Annotated in this window: 21 protein-coding genes; 16 read left to right on the top strand and 5 right to left on the bottom strand. The window is 60.7% G+C overall.

The window, feature by feature from the left end; translation table 11 throughout:
* The first annotated feature begins 83 nt into the window (after positions 1–83).
* The 3 genes from ACZO0A_RS09310 to ACZO0A_RS09300 are packed head-to-tail and all read left to right on the top strand — an operon-like array spanning position 84 to position 3,448.
* Complete coding sequence (locus tag ACZO0A_RS09310; RefSeq protein ID WP_215691522.1) at positions 84–1,313, top strand: homoserine dehydrogenase; 1,230 nt, start codon at positions 84–86, stop codon at positions 1,311–1,313.
* 15 nt (positions 1,314–1,328) lie between these two features.
* Entirely contained in the window at positions 1,329–2,219 is an 891-nt protein-coding gene (gene thrB / locus ACZO0A_RS09305; protein ID WP_215691521.1) for a homoserine kinase, read from the top strand.
* A gap of 23 nt (positions 2,220–2,242) precedes the next feature.
* The gene (locus ACZO0A_RS09300) at positions 2,243–3,448 is read left to right on the top strand and encodes an aspartate kinase (protein ID WP_294718430.1); all 1,206 of its coding nucleotides are present in this window, start codon (positions 2,243–2,245) and stop codon (positions 3,446–3,448) included.
* Between the two features lie 81 nt (positions 3,449–3,529).
* Here ACZO0A_RS09300 and ACZO0A_RS09295 read toward each other — a convergent pair whose 3' ends face one another.
* Positions 3,530–4,810: an amidohydrolase family protein gene (locus ACZO0A_RS09295; RefSeq protein WP_486846239.1), complete on the bottom strand. Its 1,281-nt coding sequence runs from the start codon at positions 4,808–4,810 to the stop codon at positions 3,530–3,532.
* Between the two features lie 246 nt (positions 4,811–5,056).
* On the opposite strand from ACZO0A_RS09295, the gene ACZO0A_RS09290 reads away from it, so the two are divergent.
* The 8 genes from ACZO0A_RS09290 to ACZO0A_RS09255 all read left to right on the top strand — a co-directional run bounded on the left by ACZO0A_RS09290 (position 5,057) and on the right by ACZO0A_RS09255 (position 12,306).
* The gene (locus tag ACZO0A_RS09290) at positions 5,057–6,358 is read left to right on the top strand and encodes a M16 family metallopeptidase (RefSeq protein WP_302376136.1); all 1,302 of its coding nucleotides are present in this window, start codon (positions 5,057–5,059) and stop codon (positions 6,356–6,358) included.
* Complete coding sequence (yfmH, locus tag ACZO0A_RS09285; protein ID WP_302376201.1) at positions 6,348–7,646, top strand: EF-P 5-aminopentanol modification-associated protein YfmH; 1,299 nt, start codon at positions 6,348–6,350, stop codon at positions 7,644–7,646. The genes ACZO0A_RS09290 and yfmH overlap by 11 nt, the downstream gene beginning before the upstream one ends.
* 16 nt (positions 7,647–7,662) lie before the next feature.
* Positions 7,663–8,700, top strand: coding sequence for a prolipoprotein diacylglyceryl transferase (gene lgt / locus ACZO0A_RS09280; protein ID WP_302376138.1), 1,038 nt, complete (start codon positions 7,663–7,665; stop codon positions 8,698–8,700).
* A 103-nt stretch (positions 8,701–8,803) separates the two neighbouring features.
* Positions 8,804–9,655 carry a bifunctional methylenetetrahydrofolate dehydrogenase/methenyltetrahydrofolate cyclohydrolase FolD gene (folD, locus tag ACZO0A_RS09275; RefSeq protein ID WP_302376140.1) on the top strand — a complete coding sequence of 284 codons (852 nt, stop codon included), beginning with the start codon at positions 8,804–8,806 and terminating at the stop codon, positions 9,653–9,655.
* Between the two features lie 312 nt (positions 9,656–9,967).
* On the top strand, positions 9,968–10,279 hold the full coding sequence (gene rplU / locus ACZO0A_RS09270) for a 50S ribosomal protein L21 (protein ID WP_078785378.1): 312 nt from the start codon (positions 9,968–9,970) through the stop codon (positions 10,277–10,279).
* A 14-nt stretch (positions 10,280–10,293) separates the two neighbouring features.
* Complete coding sequence (gene rpmA / locus ACZO0A_RS09265; RefSeq protein ID WP_007047068.1) at positions 10,294–10,545, top strand: 50S ribosomal protein L27; 252 nt, start codon at positions 10,294–10,296, stop codon at positions 10,543–10,545.
* Between the two features lie 60 nt (positions 10,546–10,605).
* Positions 10,606–11,889: a GTPase ObgE gene (obgE, locus tag ACZO0A_RS09260; protein WP_215691514.1), complete on the top strand. Its 1,284-nt coding sequence runs from the start codon at positions 10,606–10,608 to the stop codon at positions 11,887–11,889.
* Positions 11,890–11,901: 12 nt separating this feature from the next.
* The gene (locus ACZO0A_RS09255) at positions 11,902–12,306 is read left to right on the top strand and encodes a Mini-ribonuclease 3 (protein ID WP_215691513.1); all 405 of its coding nucleotides are present in this window, start codon (positions 11,902–11,904) and stop codon (positions 12,304–12,306) included.
* A gap of 106 nt (positions 12,307–12,412) precedes the next feature.
* On the opposite strand, the gene ACZO0A_RS09250 is transcribed toward ACZO0A_RS09255, so the two are convergent.
* Entirely contained in the window at positions 12,413–12,550 is a 138-nt protein-coding gene (locus ACZO0A_RS09250) for a hypothetical protein (RefSeq protein ID WP_291231868.1), read from the bottom strand.
* 103 nt (positions 12,551–12,653) lie between these two features.
* On the opposite strand from ACZO0A_RS09250, the gene ACZO0A_RS09245 reads away from it, so the two are divergent.
* The 3 genes from ACZO0A_RS09245 (at position 12,654) to ACZO0A_RS09235 (ending at position 16,714) form a co-directional block, all read left to right on the top strand.
* Positions 12,654–14,027, top strand: a complete 1,374-nt coding sequence (locus ACZO0A_RS09245; RefSeq protein ID WP_302376142.1) for an RsmB/NOP family class I SAM-dependent RNA methyltransferase — start codon at positions 12,654–12,656, stop codon at positions 14,025–14,027.
* A 111-nt stretch (positions 14,028–14,138) separates the two neighbouring features.
* Positions 14,139–14,876, top strand: a complete 738-nt coding sequence (locus ACZO0A_RS09240; protein ID WP_256271769.1) for a YebC/PmpR family DNA-binding transcriptional regulator — start codon at positions 14,139–14,141, stop codon at positions 14,874–14,876.
* Between the two features lie 188 nt (positions 14,877–15,064).
* The gene (locus tag ACZO0A_RS09235) at positions 15,065–16,714 is read left to right on the top strand and encodes a protein kinase domain-containing protein (RefSeq protein WP_337808548.1); all 1,650 of its coding nucleotides are present in this window, start codon (positions 15,065–15,067) and stop codon (positions 16,712–16,714) included.
* Between the two features lie 235 nt (positions 16,715–16,949).
* Here the strand turns inward: ACZO0A_RS09235 and rpsR are convergent, their stop codons facing one another.
* Genes rpsR through rpsF form a run of 3 tightly spaced genes read right to left on the bottom strand, consistent with a single transcriptional unit; the run spans position 16,950 to position 18,007 of the window.
* Positions 16,950–17,192 carry a 30S ribosomal protein S18 gene (gene rpsR / locus ACZO0A_RS09230; RefSeq protein WP_040917474.1) on the bottom strand — a complete coding sequence of 81 codons (243 nt, stop codon included), beginning with the start codon at positions 17,190–17,192 and terminating at the stop codon, positions 16,950–16,952.
* Positions 17,193–17,229: 37 nt separating this feature from the next.
* Positions 17,230–17,709: a single-stranded DNA-binding protein gene (locus tag ACZO0A_RS09225; protein WP_215691508.1), complete on the bottom strand. Its 480-nt coding sequence runs from the start codon at positions 17,707–17,709 to the stop codon at positions 17,230–17,232.
* A gap of 13 nt (positions 17,710–17,722) precedes the next feature.
* Complete coding sequence (rpsF, locus tag ACZO0A_RS09220; protein ID WP_078785370.1) at positions 17,723–18,007, bottom strand: 30S ribosomal protein S6; 285 nt, start codon at positions 18,005–18,007, stop codon at positions 17,723–17,725.
* 264 nt (positions 18,008–18,271) lie between these two features.
* Here rpsF and trkA point away from each other — a divergent pair, with 264 nt between their 5' ends.
* On the top strand, positions 18,272–19,639 hold the full coding sequence (gene trkA, locus ACZO0A_RS09215; protein ID WP_337808960.1) for a Trk system potassium transporter TrkA: 1,368 nt from the start codon (positions 18,272–18,274) through the stop codon (positions 19,637–19,639).
* 10 nt (positions 19,640–19,649) lie between these two features.
* On the top strand, positions 19,650–21,125 hold the full coding sequence (locus ACZO0A_RS09210; protein WP_337808959.1) for a TrkH family potassium uptake protein: 1,476 nt from the start codon (positions 19,650–19,652) through the stop codon (positions 21,123–21,125).
* Positions 21,126–21,476: the final 351 nt, after the last annotated feature.

The following is a 21,476-nucleotide window of genomic DNA, read 5'->3' as shown; positions in this document are numbered from 1 at the left end:
GGCCGAGGGCTGGGTATGCCCGGCCCCTACAAGGCGGCTTCACGGGCAGATACCGAGTGTAAGAATACAGGGGGAAAATTCCAATGGCTAAAATTGCTATCATGGGCTTCGGCACGGTCGGTTCCGGCGTGCTGGAGGTCTGCCGCCGCAACGCGGCATCCATCGCCCGCCGCGTCGGTGAGCCGGTCGAGGTCAAATACATCCTGGATGTGCGGGATTTCTCCGCCTCCCCGGACGCCGCACTTTTTACCAACTCCATCGACACGATTTTGAACGACCCCGAGATCAAAGTCGTGGTCGAGACCATCGGCGGCACCAGATTCGCCTATCCGTATGTGCGCCAGTGTTTGGAGAGCGGCCGCAGCGTCTGCACTTCTAATAAGGAAATGGTCGCTACCTACGGCGCAGAGCTGCTGGCCCTTGCCAAAGCGCACAACGCGGCCTTCCTGTTTGAGGCCAGTGTCGGCGGCGGCACGCCCATCATCACCCCGATGCACCAGTGCCTGGCCGCCAACCACATCAGCCAGATCCGCGGCATCGTCAACGGCACCACGAACTTCATGCTGACCAAGATGAAGCGGGAGAACATGGGCTTTGACGCTGCGCTCAAAATCGCCCAGCAGCTCGGCTATGCCGAGACGAAGGATCCCGGCGACGATGTGGACGGCCGCGATGCCTGCCGCAAAATTGCGATTCTCGCCAGCCTGGCCTGCGGGCATCACGTTTACCCGGATAACATCCCGGCCCGCGGCATCCGCGACATCACGGTCGCCGATATCAAGGCCGCTGAAAAGCTGGACAGCGCCATCAAGCTGATCGCCTGGTACGACGAGGGCGAGGATGGAAACATGGCCGCAGGTGTTGAGCCGATGCTCGTCTCCAACGCGAACCAACTTGCGGGCGTGGACGATGTGTTCAATGCTGTGCTGATGAAGGGCGATATGCTGGGCGATGTCGTGTTCTACGGCAAGGGCGCGGGCAAGCTGCCCACCGCCAGCGCCGTGGTGGCGGATGTCATCGATGCACTGAAAGAGGGCGTCAAGATCCACGACTCGCTGTTTTGGAAACCCGCCGAAAAGCCCGAGGGCCAGCTGGAGGACAAGAACAGCTACCCTTGGTACATCCGTGTGACCGGCGTTGCAGCGGCGCTGCTGCCCAGCGTGGCTGGTGCGGGCCACACGGTCTTTGAGGAAAACGGCGAGGCCGCTTACCTCATCGACAAGGCCACTGCCGCCGATGTGGCTGAGATCACCAAGAAAATTGAGGTGCTGGGCGGCAAGGTCGCCTTGGCCATGAAAAAACTGGAAGAGTAAGAGGGGACAGGGCATATGGTAACAGTAACGGTCCCGGCCACCAGCGCCAATGTCGGCGCAGGGTTTGACTCGCTGGGGTTGGCCGTCTCGATGCACAACGTTTTCACGTTTGAGGAATCCGACCGCATCCAGATCTCGTCCGTCGATGGCACCCACGTCCCGGCGGGCAGCAACAACCTGGTCTACCGCTCGGCCCGCGTCGTCTATGACCAGCTGGGCATCCCGCTGAAAGGTCTGCGCATCACCCAGCGCAACGATATCCCCATGGCCCGCGGTTTGGGATCCAGTTCGGCCTGCATCGTGGCGGGCATCATGGGCGCCAACGCCCTGCTGGGCGATAAACTGACCGAGCGCCAGATGCTGACGCTGGCAACGGCCATTGAGGGCCACCCCGACAACGTTGCGCCCGCCATGCTGGGCGGCTTTGTCACCAGCGTTATCGACGAAGGCCAGGTATACAGCGTCAAAAAGGATATCGACCCGGAACTCGCCTTTGCGGCGTTCGTGCCGGACTTCCGCCTGTTGACCAGCAAAGCGCGTGCGGCGCTGCCTGCCATGGTCAGCCATAAGGACGCGGTCTACAATTTGTCCCGCGCGGCGCTGGCAACAGCGGCTTTCTGCGAGGGCAACTACGCGCTGCTGGGCGTGGCGACCAAGGACGTGCTGCACCAGAAATACCGCCTGCCGCTTATCGAAGGCGGCGACGATATCTTTGAACTGGCGCAGGATTTGGGCGCACAGGCGGTGTATATCTCGGGCGCAGGGCCTACCATCATGGCCGTTGTCCACAAGGACGACACCGAGTTTTTCACCCGCGCCGAGGCGGCGCTGGCGGCGGATGGCCCGCTGCATCATTTTACTGTGCATCGTCTGCTGGCCGACAATGTCGGCGCAGTAGTCAGTTAAGATAGGGGAGAGGGATAACACCAATGGGCTTGATCGTACAAAAATTCGGCGGCTCCTCGGTCAAAGACCGTGACCGCATCTTCAACGTGGCGCGCATCGTCATGAACACCCGCAACGCCGGCAACGACGTTGTTGTGGTCGTTTCGGCGCAGGGCGACACCACCGACGACCTGATCACCAAGGCGGCGGAAATTACGTCCGACCCGTCCCACCGCGAGATGGATATGCTGCTGGCCGCAGGCGAGGAAATTTCGATTTCCCTGCTGACGATGGCCTTGCAGGAACTTGGCGTCTCCGCCATCAGCCTGACCGGCTGGCAGGCGGGCTTCAACACCGACCGCGCCTACTCCAAGGCCCGCATCAAGCGGCTGGACACCGAGCGTGTCGAGAGTGAGCTTGCCCGCAACCGCGTCGTCGTCGTGGCGGGCTTCCAGGGCTTGAACCGCTCTGACGATATCACGACCCTGGGCCGCGGCGGCAGCGATACCTCTGCCGTGGCACTGGCGGCTGCCCTGCATGCAGACCGCTGCCAGATCTTCACCGACGTCGAAGGTGTCTACACCGCCGACCCGCGCAAGATCCCCAAGGCCACCAAGCTGAAAGAGATCACGTTTGACGAAATGCTCGAGTTGGCGTCCCTGGGCGCACAGGTGCTGAACAACCGCAGTGTCGAGCTGGCCAAAAAGTACAATGTCGAGCTGGAAGTTATTTCCAGCATCAATCCGGTGCCCGGCACCATCGTTAAGGAGGAAACCAAAGTGGAAGGTATGCTCATCAAGGGTGTTGCAAAGGACACCGACGTCGCCGTTTTGACCGTCAAGGATGTGCCGGATGTGCCCGGTATGTCGTTTAAGATTTTCAGCCTGCTGGCCCAGAAGAACATCAACGTGGATATCATTCTGCAGACCACCGGCCGCGACGGCAAGAAGGATATGAGCTTTACCGTGCCCCTGGGTGACGCCGAAAACGCTGTGTCTGCGCTGAAAAACGCCACCAGCCGCATCGGCGGCGGCGACATCACCGTCGACAAGACCTGCGCGAAGGTCTCCATCGTCGGCGCTGGTATGCAGAGCCACTCCGGCGTGGCCTCCACGATGTTTGAGGCGTTGTTCAACCAGAATATCAACATCAAGATGATTTCCACCAGCGAAATCAAGATCAGCGTCATCATCGATGAAGCCGACGCCGACAAGGCCGTCGCCGCCATCCACGACGCATTCATCAACTAAGTTTTTTCAGCAATATAGAGGGATTGGGTCGGCCCCCATGCACAGTGCGGTGCATGGGGGCCGTTGGTGTTGTATAAAGGTTTACAGCAGCTTTTTGCCCTGCGCAAACTTTGCGGTCAGCGCACCCCTGCCCAGGTAGGCGTAGCGCTCCAGGCGCTCGGCGGGGGTGAAGGTGCGCATATTTTTCAGCGCGGAGTCGTCCAAAACCAGCGCGTCAAAGGTGTAGCCGTCCTCAAACAGGCCGACGTTCTCGCCAAAATCGGCCCAGAAGTCACCGCCGCCCACAGTCGCCATATACAGCGCCTCGGTCATGGTCAGCGGTTTCTCGCTCTGGTCGATGTACCGCCAGCGCAGCTTGCTGACCTGCACGGCCGCTGCCATCACGGCGAAGAGGTCCAGCGTGTGGCCGCCCGCCACGTCGCTGCCCAGGCCGATGCGCCAGCCGCCGTGCAGGTACTTGGCGGCGGGGGCAATACCCGCAATCACGTTCTCGTTGCTGGTGGGGCAGTGGGCGATCATGACACGGTTGCGCTTCATCAGCGCGGCCTCGGCGTCGGGGGAGTAGATGCAGTGGGCCATCACGGTGGGCACGTCGTTGCCGAACAGGCCAAACCGGCTGTAACTCTCGCCGTAGAATTTTGTGTCGGGGCAAAGCTCGGCCACCCATGCGATCTCGCCCGGGTTCTCAGAGAGATGACTTTGCGCAGGTACGTTATATTCGGCGGCCAGCTCGCCCAGGCCCTTCATGTATTCGTCGCCGGTGCTGGGGGTGAAGCGCGGGGTCAGCATCGGGCGCACCGGGCCTGCGTGCAGGCTGCCTTCGGTGCGGCAGGTGTCCAGCCAGCGGCGCGTTTCGGCCAGGCCCGCGGCTGCGCTCGGCTCACGGTAGGTGTCGGGGCTGTTGCGGTCCATGGCCAGCTTGCCAACAAAGGCCGACAGGCCCGCGTCTTTCAGCTGGTGCATCAGTTCCAGTGTGGCGTTGGTGTGCAGCGTGGCAAAGATGCACGCGCGGGTCGTGGCACTGTTTTTCAAATCGCGCACAAAGTAGGAGTAGCCCAGCTTGGCGTACTTTGGGTCGGCGTAGTGGGCTTCCTCGGGGTAGGTGTACTGCTGCAGCCAGTCCAGCAGTTCCAGATCCATGGCCGTGCCGCAATAGCTGTACTGCGGCGCGTGCAGGTGCAGGTCGACCAGGCCCGGCGTGATGATGCGGCCGGTGTAGTCAAGGATTTCCACCCCGGCGGGCGCGGTGCGGCTGAACCCGGCGCACAGGCCGTTCTCGCACAGCAGATAGCCCTCGCGCACGCGCAGTGCGTCGGGGGTGGGGGTGTCTATAAAGGTGCCTTTCAGGGCGAAACAATCCATAGAAATGACCTCTCTATATAAAATTGATTTGTAGGGGCCGGGCATGCCCGGCCCGCAAGTGTACGGTGGATGCCCCTTTTCATGGGGGCGCAGGGCGGGGTGCCCTCACCCCGCCGCGGCGGCCAGAGGGCTTTCATAATCTCTATTATAAACAATATATAGTATCTGTTGCAAGTTTTTTGTTTACTTTATGCCGTTAAAGCGGTATAATACCAATATCTATTGATGTTTGAAAGGAAAAGCGATTTGGAACGTAAACAACTCGCGCCCGGTGTCTGTATCACGACGCTGGACGCTGCGAAATTTAACCGCTGCCGTATCACGCTGCATCTGCGTTTTCCGGCCCGGCGGGAGTCCGCCACCGATGCCGCCGTGCTGGCCCTTGTGCTGGAGCGCGGCTATGCGGCCTGCCCCGATATGACCGCCCTGTCCCGCCGTTTGGCCGAACTGTACGGCGCTGATTTGGGCGTCGACCTTGCCAGCGCGGGCACCGACCGCGTGCTGTCCGCCGATATCTGCGGCATCAAGGACGCCTACGCCCTGGCGGGGGAGAACCTGACCGACGCCTACGCGGATATCGTGTTCGGCACGATCTTTGACCCCTACCTTGTGGACGGCGCGTTCGACCCCGAGGCCGTGCGCATCGAGACCGAAACCCAGGCCCGCCGCTTGGAAGCTGAGTTCAACTCAAAGCGGCTCTACTGCGTGCGGCAGGCCCGCCGCAAGTTCTACGGCGACACCGCTGCGGGCATCGAGCTGGGCGGCTACCCCGGTGAGTTGGTCAACGTCACGCCGCAAAGCCTCAAGGCCGAGTATGACCGCATCCTCTCCACCGCGTACATTGACGTGATGGTGCAGGGCGTGGACGAGGATCGCGTGGCCGATATGCTGCTGAAAAAGCTGGATGGCATCCGCCGCGACCCACACCCCTTCGCTGCGCCCATCGCCATGCCCGCCACGCCGCTGCGCCATTTTAAAGAGGAAGTCCCCGGCCTGACCCAGGCCAAGCTGTGTATGCTGTTTACCACCGGCGAGGAACACCCCAACCCGCCCAGCGTCAGCATCCTGCGCGTGGCGATGAGCGTGCTGGGCGGCTCCGCCACCAGCCGCCTGTTCCGCAACGTGCGCGAGAAGCAGTCCCTGTGCTACTACTGCGGCAGCGCCGCCCAGCGGGCCACCGGCGTTATGATGATCGACTCCGGTGTTGAGCCGGGCAAGGAGCAGCAGGCCGAGGCCGCCATCATTGCCGAGTTGGAGGGGCTGAAAAACGGCCCCATCACCCAGGAGGAAGTGGACGACTGCTGCCGCGGCCTGCTTTCCAGCATGGACGCCCTGGGCGACAGCCTGGCCGCGCTGGAAAACTGGTACTATGGCCAGATCACCCGCGGCGAACCGCTCTACCCGCCCGAGTACGGCAAGGTTCTGACCAGCGCCGTGACGCTGGACGAGGTGCGCCAGACGCTGCAAAGTTACAGCTATTCCGTCTGCTACGCCGTGACCGCCCAGCCGGGTACCCAGGGGAAAGGGGGCAGTGAAGATGTTGAATAACGACCACAAAAACTTTGCCGCCGCCCAGGCCCGCGCCGCTGCCGCCGTCAACTGTGAGAGCGTTGTGCTGCCCAGCGGCCTGACCGTGCTCTGCCGCACGATGCCCGGGTACAGCAGCGTCCATGCCATCTATGCAACAGGCTTTGGCTCGATTCACCGCGCGTTTAAGCTGGATGGCAAGCAGGTCACGCTGCCCGCCGGTACGGCGCACTTCCTTGAGCACAAAATGTGCGAGACGCCCAAGGGCGACTCCTTCACCTTCTACGCCAAGACCGGCGCGTCGGCCAACGCCTTTACCAGCTATGACCGCACCTGCTACCTCTTCTCGGCGACCCAGAAAATCAATGAAAACCTCGATATCCTGCTTGGCATGGTGGGCAAGCCGTGGTTCACGAAAGCCACGATTGAAAAAGAGCAGGGCATCATCGGCCAGGAAATCAAGATGTACGACGACAGCCCCGACTGGCGGCTGCTGAACGCACTGTTCCGCTGCCTGTACGCCGACCACCCGCTGCGGGACGATATCGCCGGCACGGTGGAGAGCATTGCCGAGTTGACGCCCCAGATGCTCTACAACTGCACCAAGGCGTTCTACGCGCCGTCCAACATGGTGCTGAGCGTCGCGGGCAAAATCACGCTGGCCCAGGCTGTTGACGCCTGCAAGCGCAACGGCCTCTACCGTGCCCGCGCCCCGCACGAGGTCGAGTGGGACATTCCCGCCCAGGACGGCCCGCTGCCCCACAAAGAGGCGCTTTTCACAATGCCGGTCACGAAGCCCTGCTTCGGCGTGGCCTACCGTGAGGAGCCGCTGGCCCCGGGCGATTTGAAGCGGGAACTGCTGCTGGATATGCTGGGCGATCTGGTTGTCGGCGGCTTGACGAAGCTCTACCGCCGCCTGTATGATGAAGCGCTGGTCAACCCCGAGTTCTCCGGTGACTTTATCGCGGTGCGCGGCGCCTGCGCCGTGGCCTTTACCGGCGAGAGCGACACCCCGCGCCAGGTCGTGGATCTGCTGCAAGAGGAAATCGAGCGGATGCGCCGCGAGGGTGTGGACCACGAGGTCTTTATGCTGGTGAAAAACCAGATGTACGGCGAGCTGTTGGGCGACGTGGAAGCCGTGGACGATGCCGCCGAGGAAGCGGCCGCTGCCTGCCTGAAGGGCCGTACGCTGGCCGATGAGATCGCCGCGCTGGCCGAGCTGACCGCCGAGGATGCCAATGCCTTGATGCAGACAGCCCTGCGGGAAGAAAACCGTGCTTACGTGCAGATCGATCCGGCAGAAAAATAACGAGGATAAGTATAAAATGGTCTATCATGTGCAATTTCCCGGGTTGGGCCTTGACCTGACCGTGAACCGGGTGGCGCTGGCCATCGGCGGGTTCAACATTTATTGGTACGGCGTCATCATCGCGGCAGGTATGCTGCTGGCGATGCTCTACGCCTTCCGCAACGCCGTGGACTACGGCATCGACTCGGACCGGCTGGTGGACGTTGTGGCCATCGGCGCGGTCATGTCCATTGTCTGTGCCCGCATTTATTACGTGGCTATGGCACCTTTTGAGTATCAAAGCCTGTGGGAGATGGTGGATATCCGCAAGGGCGGCATCGCCATCTACGGAGCGGTCATCGGTGCGTTTGTGTTCGGCGGCCTGGCCGCCAAATGGCGCAAGGTGCCGCTGCTGCCGTTGTTTGACCTCGTTTCGCTGGGCTTTTTGATTGGGCAGGGCATTGGCCGCTGGGGCAACTTTGTCAATCAGGAGGCCTTCGGCACGAACACGACGCTGCCCTGGGGCATGTACAGCGAAGGTACCGAGGCGTATCTCAAATCCGTGCAGGTCACGCTGCAGGCAGGTGTTACGGTGGATCCCACCGCACCGGTACACCCGACGTTTTTGTATGAGAGCATCTGGTGCCTGCTGGGGTTTCTGGTACTGTCCCACTTTTTCAAAAAGCGTCGTTTCAACGGCCAGATTTTCTTAAGCTACATCATCTGGTACGGCTTGGGCCGCGCCTGGATCGAGGGCCTGCGCACCGACTCGCTGCTCATCGGCAATACCGGCCTGCGGGCCAGCCAGCTGGTGGCCATCGGCTCGGTCATCGTGGCGGCGATGCTTATGGTCATCGGTCTGCGCAGCGCCAAGGGCAGGGAGCTGACCGTCACGCTGGCCGTGAAGGATATCAAAAAGCAGGCCGAGGCAAGAGACCGCTTCGCGCCGGATACGTTGCCTGCGAATGCGCCCCACGCCGAGTTTGTCAAGGCGACCGACGCCATGAACGAGCGGCTGGACGCGCTGGACCTGAACGAGGTCGAGATCGAAGAGATCGAAGAACCGAAGGAATAAACAGACGCTTCTGCGGCACGGCGATAGGTGCCGCTGGTGTAAGACCCGACACCGTTTTGCCCGCCCCGGCGGACAAAAAATACATTTGAAAGAGGGAACTATTATGGGAGCAACTATCATCGACGGCAAGGCGCTGGCCGCGGCCACCAAGGCAGAAGCCGCAGAGAAGGTCAAGGAACTGAAAGCCCAGGGTATCAACCCCTGTCTGGCGGTCCTTCTGGTGGGGGAAAACCCCGCCAGCCAGGTGTACGTGCGCGGCAAGATCAACGACTGCGCCCAGTGCGGCATCGAGAGCTGTTCCATCAACCTGCCCGCTGATACGACCCAGGAAACCCTGCTGGCCGAGGTAAAAAAGCTGGCCGCCGACCCCGCCGTACACGGCATCCTTGTCCAGCTGCCGCTGCCTGCGCAGATCGACGAGAAAGCCGTTATTGACGCCATCCCGCCGGAGAAGGATGTGGATGGCTTTTCGCCGGTCAACGTGGGCCGTATGCAGATCGGCGAGCCGTGCTACCTGCCCTGCACCCCGGCGGGCTGCATCCGCATGATCGAGTCCACCGGCATCGATATCGGCGGCAAAAACGCTGTGGTCATCGGCCGCTCCAACATCGTGGGCAAGCCTGCGGCGCTGCTGCTGCTGGCGAAGAACGCGACCGTGACCATCTGTCACTCTAAGACCAAAAACCTCAAAGAGGTCTGCGCCGCTGCGGATATTTTGGTGGCCGCCGTGGGCCGCGAGGGCTTTGTGACCGGCGATATGGTCAAGCCCGGTGCGGTGGTCATCGATGTCGGCATCAACCGTGGTGCGGATGGCAAGCTGCACGGCGACGTGAACTTTGAAGAAGCCGCCGAGAAGGCCGCCTACATCACCCCCGTGCCCGGCGGTGTCGGCCCCATGACCCGCGCCATGCTGATGCTGAACACAGTGGAGGCCGCAAAGCGGCAGGCCATGTAAAGGCTCCCCCCCCTTGGGGGAAGCTGTCCGCGAAGCGGACTGATGAGGGGTAACCTTGCCATTGCAGCCCACTGATGGGATACAACCGCAGACTTGCCCCTCATCCGGCCCTGCGGGGCCACCTTCCCCCCCAGGGGGGAAGGCAAAAGAAATTCTGAAATTTTAACCTTCCCACGCCCGAAAACCCCTTGACAAGCTGTGCAGTTCTATGATAGAATACTAGAGCCGCATGGTATGGGCTCTGTAAGTGTGTGCTTTTATCGGTATGCCGCCCTACGAACCAGCGAGACTTATTGAAAGAGGTTATCCACTATGTACGCAGTTATCAAAACCGGTGGCAAGCAGTACAGCGTTAAGGTCGGCGACGTCGTCTACGTCGAGAAGCTGAACGCTGAGGACAACAGCGAAGTCACCTTCGATCAGGTTCTCGCCGTTGGCGAGGAGGGCTCTGTCAAGGTTGGCGCTCCCGTTGTTGAGGGCGCTTCCGTTGTTGCCAAGGTCGTCAAGACCGGCAAGGGCAAGAAGCTCAACATCCTGACCTATCGTCCCAAGAAGGGCAGCATGGTCCGCAAGGGTCATCGTCAGCCCTACACCAAGGTGGAAATCACCGCGATCAACGGCTAAGGAGGTAAATCACAATGGCACATAAAAAAGGCGTAGGTTCTACCAAGAACGGTCGTGATTCCGAGTCCAAGCGCCTCGGCGTCAAGCGCGGCGACGGTCAGTTCGTTCTGGCCGGCAACATCCTGGTCCGTCAGCGCGGCACCCATATCCATCCGGGTGAGGGCGTCGGCATCGGCAGCGATGACACCCTGTTCGCTCTGGTCGATGGCCGCGTTCACTTTGAGCGCATGGGCCGTGACCGCAAGCGCTGCACGGTCAAGCAGTAAAAGAACCGGTACGGGCGGGCCTTCGCGGCTCGCTCGTTTTTTGTAGTAAAGAGGTATTTTATGGCAACCAGTAATTTTATTGATACCGCCACGATCTGGCTGCACGCCGGCAAGGGCGGCGACGGTGCGGTGACGTTCCACCGCGAAAAATTTGTGGCGGCGGGCGGCCCGGACGGCGGCGATGGCGGCCGCGGCGGTGATATCATCTTTGTGGCGGACGACAACCTGTCCACCCTGATGGACTTCCGCTATAAGCGCAAGTACACCGCGCCCGACGGCGAGAATGGCCGCGCTAAGCGCATGAGCGGTGCCGACGGCGACGACCTGGTCATCCGCGTGCCCCGCGGTACTGTGCTGAAGGAGGCCGAGACCGACCTTGTCGTGGCTGACCTGACCGGATCCGAACCGGTGGTCGTGGCCAAGGGTGGCCGCGGCGGCTGGGGCAACAGCCACTTTGCCACCCCGACCCGCCAGATCCCCAAGTTCGCCAAGCCCGGCCTGCCCGGCGAGGATATGCACCTCAAGCTGGAATTGAAGGTCATCGCGGACGTCGGCCTGATCGGTTTCCCGAACGTCGGCAAATCGACGCTCATCAGCATTATTTCTGCCGCGCGCCCCAAGATCGCGAACTACCACTTTACGACGCTGACCCCGGTGCTGGGCGTTGTCCGCGTCGGCCCCGAGCAGAGCTTTGTCTGCGCCGATATCCCGGGCCTGATCGAGGGTGCGGCGGACGGCGTCGGTCTGGGCCATGATTTCCTGCGCCATGTTGAGCGCTGCCGCCTGCTGCTGCACGTCGTGGACGTTTCCGGCTGCGAGGGCCGTGACCCCAAGGCTGACTTTGAGCAGATCAACCACGAGCTGGCCGGGTTCAGCGCCGAGCTGGCCGACCGCCCGCAGATCGTGCTGGGCAACAAGTGCGATATCGCCACCCCCGAGCAGGTCGAGGAGTTCAAGCAGTATATCGAGGCCAAGGGTCTGACCTTCCTGCCCATCTCCGCCGCAACGCGGCAGGGGGTGGACGGCCTGCCCGCGCTGGTCTACAACCGCCTGAAGGATCTGCCTCCGGTCAAGGTCTACGAGGCCGAGTATAAGCGCCCCGACAAGAACGCCCAGCCCACGCGGCCCTTCACCGTCACCCGCACCGGCGAGCACGAGTTCACCGTCGATGCGCCGTGGCTGGAGCGCATTCTGGCCGGTACCAACGTCGAGGACTACGAGAGCCTGCAGTATTTCCAGACGCAGCTGGGTGATTCCGGCATTCTGGACGAGCTGGTCGCGCAGGACGTGGAAGAGGACGACACCATCAAGATCGGTGAGTACGAGTTTGATTACCTGTACTAAGCAGTGAAAACTATGTTGTTTACACAAAAATCGGAAGTCGACATTCACGAAATGTCGCCGCTGGCGCTGGCCTTTGTGGGCGACGCCGTGCTGGAACTGCTGGTTCGCGCCCGCCTGGTGGGCACGACCCGGCTGCAACCCAACCGCCTGCACACGGTCGCGACCCACTACGTCAGCGCCCACGCGCAGAATTTGGAGCTGGACATCATCGAGCCGATGCTGACCGACGCCGAGGCCGCTGTGCTGCGGCGCGGCAAAAACGCCAGCAAGGCCACGGTGGCCAAGCACGCCACCGTGCAGGAGTACCGCGCCTCCACCGGCTTTGAATGTCTGCTGGGCTGGCTGTACCTGCAAGGAAAGAATGACCGCATCGAAGAGCTTTTCAATGCCCTGTGGGAAGGGTATAAGCCGGAGTAAAACAAAAAAGCCTTCCCCCCTAGGGGGAAGGTGGCCGAAGGCCGGATGAGGGGCGCGTTTCCCGCAATTGCCCGGTAATGGGGTGCAGCAGGAACGCCGCCCTGCATCACTTGCAGTTCTTGCTGTTGGTGGTGTTGGTGGTGTTGGTGCTGCGGTTAGTGGTTTTCTGCTGGGTGCGGTTCGTCGTTTTCTGGGTGCTGTCGCTCGTGCGGTTGGTCGAATTGTTAGTCTGATTCTTTGCCATAGGTGGTATTCTCCTTTCGCAGGTAAGAAAACGATATACAGTCGTTTTTGGACTGCAAGGGTAGTTTGCCCGCCCATGGCTTTTTTATGCAGGGGGAACGGTCATGGAATTTCCACAGGATTTCACCGCGCGGGAGCGTGCGCTCTTGGGCGACCGCTTTGACGAGCTGTATGCCTACGCCACGCCGCAGCCCGCCCGAGGTGTCACGGTCAACGCGCTGCGCTGCACGCCGGATTGGTTTGCCAAACATATGGATTTTGTTGCAGAACCGTCGAAATTCTGTCCCGCCGCCTTTACGACGGCACCAGACTTCCGCCCGGGCCGCCACCCCTGGCACCATGCAGGTGTGCTCTACGCCCAGGAACCCAGCGCGTCCGCCCCGGCAGCGCTGCTGGATGTGCAGCCCGGTATGCGGGTGGCCGACCTCTGCGCCGCGCCCGGCGGCAAGACAAGCCAGCTGGCAGCGGCTTTGCAGGGCCGGGGCCTGCTGCTGGCAAATGAATTTGTCGCGGCCCGCGCGGAAATTCTGCGCCAGAATTTGGAGCGGATGGGTGTGGCGAACGCCATCATTACCAACGAGGACACGGCCCGCCTGGCCGCCGCCATGCCCGGCCGGTTTGACCGGGTGCTCGTCGATGCGCCCTGCTCGGGCGAGGGGATGTTCCGCAAGGAGGCCGCCGCCACAGCTCAGCACAATGACGGCCTTGTGGCCCACTGCGCCGAGTTGGGCGCGGAAATTCTCGAAAATGCGGCGGCCCTGCTGGCCCCGGGCGGTGTATTGGTCTATTCGACCTGCACGTTTGCCCCGGATGAGGATGAAGGGCAGATTGCAAACTTTCTTGCAAAGCACCCCGAGTTCACCCTCTGTGACCTGTCGGCCTGCGGTTTTGGCCGCCCGGGCGAGGGCAACCGCGCCCCGGACCACCCGGACTTCCACGCCGAATATACCCGCCGCATCTGGCCTGCCGACGGCGGCGAGGGGCATTTTATGGCGAAGCTGCAAAAAGCCGCCGCCGCTGAAGCGCCCGCCCCGCCGAAAGTCAAGCCGCCCAAGGCGCTGAAAGCTCCGGCGGAATGGCTCGACTTTGCCAAGACCTACTTCCCGGCGCTGGCATCCCGCCCGCTGGCAGGGGCGGGGGAGTGGCTGCTGCTGCCCGCACCGGGCAGCGAGGGGCTGAACACCGCCAAGCTGCGCGTGGTGCGCGGCGGCGTGCTGGTGGGCAGCGTGCTGAAAAAGCGGTTCCAGCCCGCCCACGCGCTGTTCATGGCCTATGGTACCCAGTGTACGAACCGCGAGGAGCTGACCCTGGCCGATCCGCGCACCGCCGCCTGGCTGCGGGGCGAGGAGATCGACGCCGCCACCGCGCAAAACGGCTGGTGCGCCGTGCTGGTGGACGGTTTTCCGCTGGGCGGCGGCAAGGTCAGCGGCGGCCGCATCAAAAATCATTATCCAAAGGGTCTGCGGAATCTGCAATAATCCGCTGCGGCCCCTCTTGAAAAGCACGACCTGTTGTGCTATAATAATTTACTGGTAATTATCGGCTGCAACGCCGTTGCCTGTGTGAATACAAATTAGGGGGATTTTTCCATGTCCGGACATAGCAAATGGAATAACATCAAACGTAAAAAGGAAAAGACCGACGGCGCCCGCGCCAAGGTTTTCACCAAGATCGGCCGTGAGATCGCCGTTGCCGTTAAGGAGGGCGGCGGCAACCCTGCTTCCAACTCCAAGCTGGCTGCCCTGATCGCCAAGGCCAAGGCCAACAGCGTGCCCAACGACAACATCCAGCGCATCATCAAGCGCGCCGAGGGCGGCGACAAGACCGAGTACGAAGCAATCACCTACGAGGGCTACGGCCCCGGCGGCATCGCCGTCATGGTCGAGACCCTGACCGATAACCGCAACCGCACGGCTGCCAACATGCGCCACTACTTTGATAAGTTCGGCGGCAACCTGGGCCAGATGGGCTGTGTCGGCTTCATGTTCACCCAGAAGGGCGTCATCGTCGTTGACCTGGAGGACAAGGACCCCGATGAGCTGATGATGGACGCGCTGGACGCTGGTGCTGACGATTTCGATGCAGGCGAGGATGCCGCCGAGGTCACCACCAGCCCCGAGAACTTCACCGCTGTCTGCGACGCGCTGGAGAAGAAGGGCTACAAGTTCATCTCCGCCGACGTGGCACAGGTGCCTTCCACCACCACCACGCTGACCGACCCCGACCAGCTGGTCCAGATGGGCAAGCTGCTGGATGCCCTGGACGACGATGACGATGTCCAGAACGCCTGGCACACCCTGGAGAACGAGGAAGACCTCGACCGCTAAACCACAGAATGCAAAAAGAGAGTGAAGGGCAACTTTTGCTCTCTTTTTTTGTACGGCAGAACGGTAGGGGCCGGGCGTGCCCGGCCCGCAGCGTAGAAATGACCCGAGGCTTTCGGGCTGCCGCAAAGTTCAGGGCCGGGCATGCCCGGCCCCTACAAGCATATTTTTAATTGAAAAGGAGCGTTACTATGCCCAAACTCCTTTGCCCGCACTGCCTGCAGCCGCTGGACGACGGCTACCACGGCGACTGCCCCCACTGCGGCCGCACATTAGAAAACCGCAACCCCGAGGGTGCACTGCCCTTTGGCACCCAGCTGGGCGGCAAGTACACCGTGGGCGCGTACCTGAGCGCCGACGGTGACGGCCTGGCCTACCGCGGCGTGCTGAACGACGAAAAACGTTTTGTTCTCATCAAGGAATATTTCCCGGTCACGCTCTGCAATGGCCGCAGCGCCGCCGGTGCCCTGATGCCCAAAGAGGAAAAAGAGGTCCTGTTCAAGACCAGCCGCATGGACTTCAAGGACCTGTACGATGATCTGAAAAACCTGACCCCCGCCACCGGCCTGTCCACGATTTTGGACGTCATGGAGGAAAACAACACGGTCTACGCTGTGGAGGAAAGCGAGAAAGGCATGACCCTGTCCCACTACCTGCACCTGCGCAGCCGCACGCTGACCCCCGCCGAGGCGCGGACGCTTTTGCAGCCCATCATGGAGGGCGTGGCCCAGCTGCACCGCTCGGGCCTGATTCACCGCGGCATCTGCCCGGACAATATCCTGCTGCCCATCGACGGTACGGCCCGGCTGACCGGCTACGGCACGCTGGCGCTGCGCACCGGCGGCAGCGAGCTGAAAAGCCAGCTTTACCCCGGCTACGCCGCGCCGGAACAGTACTCCGCCGCCGAGTTCAGCGGCCGCTACACAGACGTGTACGCCCTGGCGGCGGTCTGCTACAAGATGGTCACAGGGCAAACGCCGGTGGCCGCGCCCCAGCGCCGCGTGCGGGACAGCCTGGAATCCGCCCACAGCCTGGAAGCGGGCGTGCCGACCTGGTTTTCCCAGGTGCTGGCCTGCGCCATGCGGTTGGATCCGGCCAAGCGTATGCAGACCGTGCCCGAATTGATGAGCGCCCTGACTGACCCGAACGTTGCCAACGCAATGTTTGAGCGCGGTGACAACCAGATCAGCACCCGCAAAATTATGGGTGTGTCGCTGGTGGTTATCTTTGTGCTGGTGGTACTGCTGCTCTGGAGCCTGCTGGGCGGCAGCAAGGACGGCACGACGCCAACATCCACCCCGCAGACGGTGACGTCCACGGTAGCAGGAGAGAGCAGCACCGAAAAAGCGACGGTGCCGAACCTCGTTGGCCTGCGGTACGCGACCGATATCAAGGGTAACACCGCCTACGACGGCTACCGCATCGTCATGGTAGAACAAAGCTCGGACACAGTGGCCCAGGGCGTTGTCATCAGCCAGGATCCGCCCGCGGGCACGGAAAAGCTGATGGACGACCAAATCATTCAAATCACGGTCAGCAGCGGCCCGAACTTAGTGGAGATGCCGGACATCATCGGCTTCACCCAGGCTAATGCCAGCAAAAAGCTGGACGCCCTGGGCATCCAGTACAAGATGGTCATGGTGGACAACGACGGCACGATGGCGGCCGGGTGTGTGGCCAAGACGGATTACCTGGCCGGGACGAAGATCAACACCGAGAATGTCACGGTCATTGTCAGCATCGCCGGTGAGCGGGATGACACGCTGGTGGCGCAGACCGGCGGGGGCCAGGAAAACAATGAGGCTTCCCCCGAGGGGGAAGCTGTCACCGAAGGTGACTGATGAGGGGCAGGTTCTCCGTGATACCCCGCTAATGGGTGACCACAGGAACGCCGCCCCTCATCCGGCCCTGCGGGGCCGCCTTTCAGTCTACGCGCTAAGAGCCGCCTTCGGCGGTTGCGCTCCGACACGCGCCTGCGGGCGCAGCCCCAAGGGGGAAGGCGAGCAAAACAAAAAAGAGCAGTCTCTTGCGAGGCTGCTCTTTTTCAGTGCATTTTGGCAATGCCGACGCGGCGAATTAGTCGCTGACGTAGGGCATCAGAGCCATGTAGCGGGCACGCTTGATGGCAACCGTCAGCTCACGCTGATGGAAAGCGCAGGTACCGGTCACACGGCGGGGAATGATCTTAGCGCGCTCGCTCACGTACTTGCGCAGGCGGGGCAGATCCTTGTAATCGATGTGCTCGACGCGGTCAACGCAGAAGGAGCAAACCTTCTTGCGGCCACGATGCATCGGACGAGAAGAACGATCCATAGCCATTGTGGAAACCTCCTTGTTAGAATGATACTTTCGATTGTTAGAACGGCAGGTCGCCCTCATCCTCGATCAGTGCAAAGTCGTCATTGCTGCCGGCAGAATAGCTCGGCGCAGGTGCGGCCTGCACGGCGGGGCGGGGTGCGGGGGCTGCCATGGGGGCGCCGTAACCGGCGTCACCGTTGGATGCGGGGCTCGAGGATTTCGGACCGGCAAAGTTGATGTTGTTTGCCACGACCTCAACAGCCGTGCGATTGGCGCCGGTGTTCTTATCCTGATAGGTGCGGGTCTGCAAACGACCATCGACCACGATCAAAGAACCCTTCTGGAAATACTTGCAGACAAACTCTGCCTGGCGATCCCATGCGACAACGTCGATCCAGTCCGCCTGGCTCTGGCCGTTGGCATCGCGGCGTCCGCGGTCGCAAGCGATACGGAACGAGGCAACGCTTTTGCCGGTCGTAGTCTGGCGAAGCTCCGGGTCACGCGCAAGGCGGCCCATGATTGCAACAACATTCAGCATTTCGGTTTACTCCTTACTCCTCAACAGCAAGAGTCATGCTGCGAAGAACGCCCTCAGTGATCTTGAAAACGCGATCCAGCTCAGCCGGGAAATCGGGCTCGCTGGTGAAGCTGATCACCGTGTACACACCCTCGGTCTCATCGTTGATGGGGTAAGCAAGACGCTTCTTGCCCCAATCATCAACAGAATCGATCGTACCATTCGCTGCGATCAGGTTCTTGAACTTGTTGATCAGAGCGTTGGAAGCCTCTTCGTCGAGGTTCGCGGTGGTAACCATCATGGTTTCGTACTTAGCCATATTCTGTGCACCTCCTTTTGGACATTAGGCCTTCTCTTTTAACGGAAAAGACAAGGATAACCGTGTGATTTCACACAGCATCTAATTATAGCAGGTAAATCGCCGTTTGTCAACGCAAAATCTGCCCTGTGCGGTACAAAATTGCGATTTTTTTTAAAAAACCTTGTACAATCCGTGAAAATGTCCTATTGCTTTTTCCGCCTGCTTTGCTATAATAGGCTTTATAATGCACTACCCTTGCAATAAAAGAAATGGAGCGTTCGTATGAGAATCGTGGTCGTCGGCCTCGGCAAAGTCGGCCGTGCCCTGACCGCCCAGCTTACGGCGGAAAACAACGATATCGTTGTCATCGACCAGAATCCTGAACTGATCGAGGATATCGTAAACATCTATGATGTGCGCGGAGTGCCCGGCAACGGCGGCTGCTATGAGGTCCAGAAGGAAGCCTTCGAGGATGGCGCAGACCTGCTTATCGCCACCACGTCCAGCGACGAGATCAACATTCTGGCCTGCCTGGTCGCCAAAAAACTGGGCACCCAGCACACCATCGCGCGTATCCGCAACCCAGAGTACGAAAAGCAGCTGCACTTTATGCGCGACGAACTGGGCCTGTCGATGGTCGTCAACCCGGAGAAGGCCACCGCGCGGGAAATCGCCCGCGTGCTGCGCTTTCCCACGGCCATCAAGCGCGAGCAGTTCTGCCGCCAGCGGTTCGAGTTGATTGAGTACCGCCTGGCCGACAACAACCCGCTGGTGGGCCTGCAGCTGGCCGATCTCTACCGCAACATCCGTGTAAAAATTCTGATCTGCGCTGTCGCCCGCGGCAGCGAAACCATCATCCCCACCGGCTCGACCACCTTGCAGGCGGGGGATAAGATTTACCTGACGGCCTCGGCCCGCGACCTGGAATCCTTCTTCCGCAAGCTGAACCTCTTCAAAGCAAAGGCCAACAACGTGATGATCGTCGGCGCAAGCCGGATGACCTACTACCTCGTCAAGGAATTGCAGGACATCCAGAAGCGCGTGACCGTTATTGACAGCAACGCCGCTCGCTGCCAGGAGATGAGCGAAAAATTCCCCGGTGTGCTGGTCATCCACGGCGATGGTGCCGACGCCGAGCTGCTGAGCGAGGAACGCATCACCGACATGGACGCCTTTGTGGCGCTGACCGGCTTGGACGAGACGAATATCATCCTGGCCATGTACGCCTCCCAGATGAACTCCTGCAAGGTTGTGGCCAAGATCAACCGCAACTCCTTTGCCGAGCTGGCGACCGCCAAGGGCATGGTGGACAGCGTTGTTTCCACGGCGTCCGTCACGTCGGAGGCCATCGCTATGTACGTCCGCGCCATGCAGAACAGCTTTGAGTCCGAGAACATCAAGACGCTGCACAGCCTGGTGGGCGGCCGGGTCGAGGCGCTGGAATTTAACGTTGCGCCGGGCCTGCCTTTCATCGGTGTACCGTTGAAAGATTTGATCCTGCGCAAGGGCCTGCTGGTGGCGGGCATCGTGCGCCGCAATGGCCAGCCGGTTATTCCCTCCGGCAACGACGCCCTTCAGGAGGGCGACGACGTGGTCATCGTCACCACCGACACGACGCTGCACTCGCTGCGCGATATTGTGGTAAAGTGAGGGCACAGCCATGAACTATAAAATGGTAGGGTTTGTGCTGGGGCGCATCTTCTTAATTGAAGCGGTGCTCATGCTCTTTCCCATGGGGTGTGCCGCCATCTATGGCGAGTGGAATATCATCCTCGCGTTCCTGTGGCCCGCGCTGATTTTGCTGGCACTGGGCTTGGTGACGAGCCTGCGCACGCCCAAAAACACAAAAATTTACGCCCGCGACGGCCTTGCTATCGTGGCGTTGGTTTGGGTGCTGATGTCGGTTTTTGGCGCGCTGCCCTTTGTGATTTCCGGCGAGATACCGTCCTTTGTGGATGCGCTCTTTGAGACAGTCTCCGGCTTCACGACGACCGGCTCTACGATTCTGACCGACGTCGAGGCCCTGAGCCATGGCACACTGTTCTGGCGCAGCTTTTCCCACTGGATTGGCGGTATGGGCGTGCTGGTGTTCGCCATGGCCGTGCTGCCCATGACCGACGGCCGCGCCATGCACCTGATGCGCGCCGAGGTCCCCGGCCCGACCTGCGGGAAAATTTCCAGCAAATTGAGCGACAGTGCGAAGATTCTGTATGCCATCTATCTGGTGCTGACCGTCATTGAGGTAATTATGCTCTGCGCGGGTGGTATGCCGCTGTTTGACTCACTCATCCACGCCTTCGGCACGGCGGGCACAGGCGGATTCAGCAACAAGGCGCTGAGCGTCGGCGCATACAACAGCCCCTATTTTGAGGTCGTCATCGGCGTATTCATGCTGCTGTTCGGCATCAACTTCAACCTCTATTATTTCCTGCTGCTGCGTCATTTTAAAGAGGCATTTGCGTCCGAGGAAATGCACGTCTACTTGGGTATCGTGGCGTTCTCGACACTGACCATCACGGCCAACATTGCCAGTATGTATGACAGCGTCGGTACAGCGCTGCGCACGGCGTTCTTCCAGGTGGCGTCCATCGTCACGACCACCGGCTACGCCACGGCAGACTTCAACCTCTGGCCGACCTACTCCCGCGTCGTCATCGTGATTCTGACGTTTGTGGGTGCGTGCGCGGGTTCGACGGCGGGCGGCCTGAAAGTTTCGCGCGTTATCATCCTTTTCAAGGCTGCCAAGCAGGACCTGAACAAGATGCTGCACAGCCACGCCATCACCACCGTGCGCTTTGAGGGCAAGCCCCTGGACGAGAAAACGCTGCGCGGCGTACACAATTACTTTAACATTTATATGCTGATGCTGACGCTGTCGGTGCTGTTTGTCTCGCTGGATGGATTTGACATTGTGACGACGTTTACCTCGGTCGCGACCTGCCTGAACAACGTCGGCCCGGGTCTGGAAATGGTCGGCCCGATGGGCAGCTTTGCGGATTTCTCGGCCCCGGTCAAGCTGCTGCTGGCCTTTGATATGCTGGCGGGCCGCCTGGAGCTTTACCCGATGCTGGCCCTTTTCGCCCCGCGTCTGTGGCGCAAGCGCATCAACGCGATGCACGAGGCGAGAGCGAAGTAAGGGGGAGGGCGGGTGTTCTTTCTTTACAAAGAAAGAACCAAAGAAATTCCAAACCAATACAATCATAGAACCGGGCAGCTGCCATCTTTACGGCAGCTGCCCGGTTTTGGTTTATGTATGGACGTTTCGGGGATAGGATGTAGGGCGGCCAGCCCTCTGGCCGCCGCAAGGGGCATACTGCCTTGCGGTGCCATCTGTTTTTAAAGGGGGGGCTATAGGCGGGAAAAAATGTGAGTACCCCCACAAACTGGAATTTGACACTTTGTATTTATCGAGAATACTCTTGAAACCATTTTGCAAAGCGTGATTTATTGAAAATAATGAATTTATATAGTTCTCCATTTTTCATAT

It is taken from the genome of Gemmiger sp. (assembly GCF_057431175.1).
The sequence above is the reverse complement of the archived record's forward strand: the minus strand, read 5'-3'. Positions and strand labels throughout refer to the sequence as shown.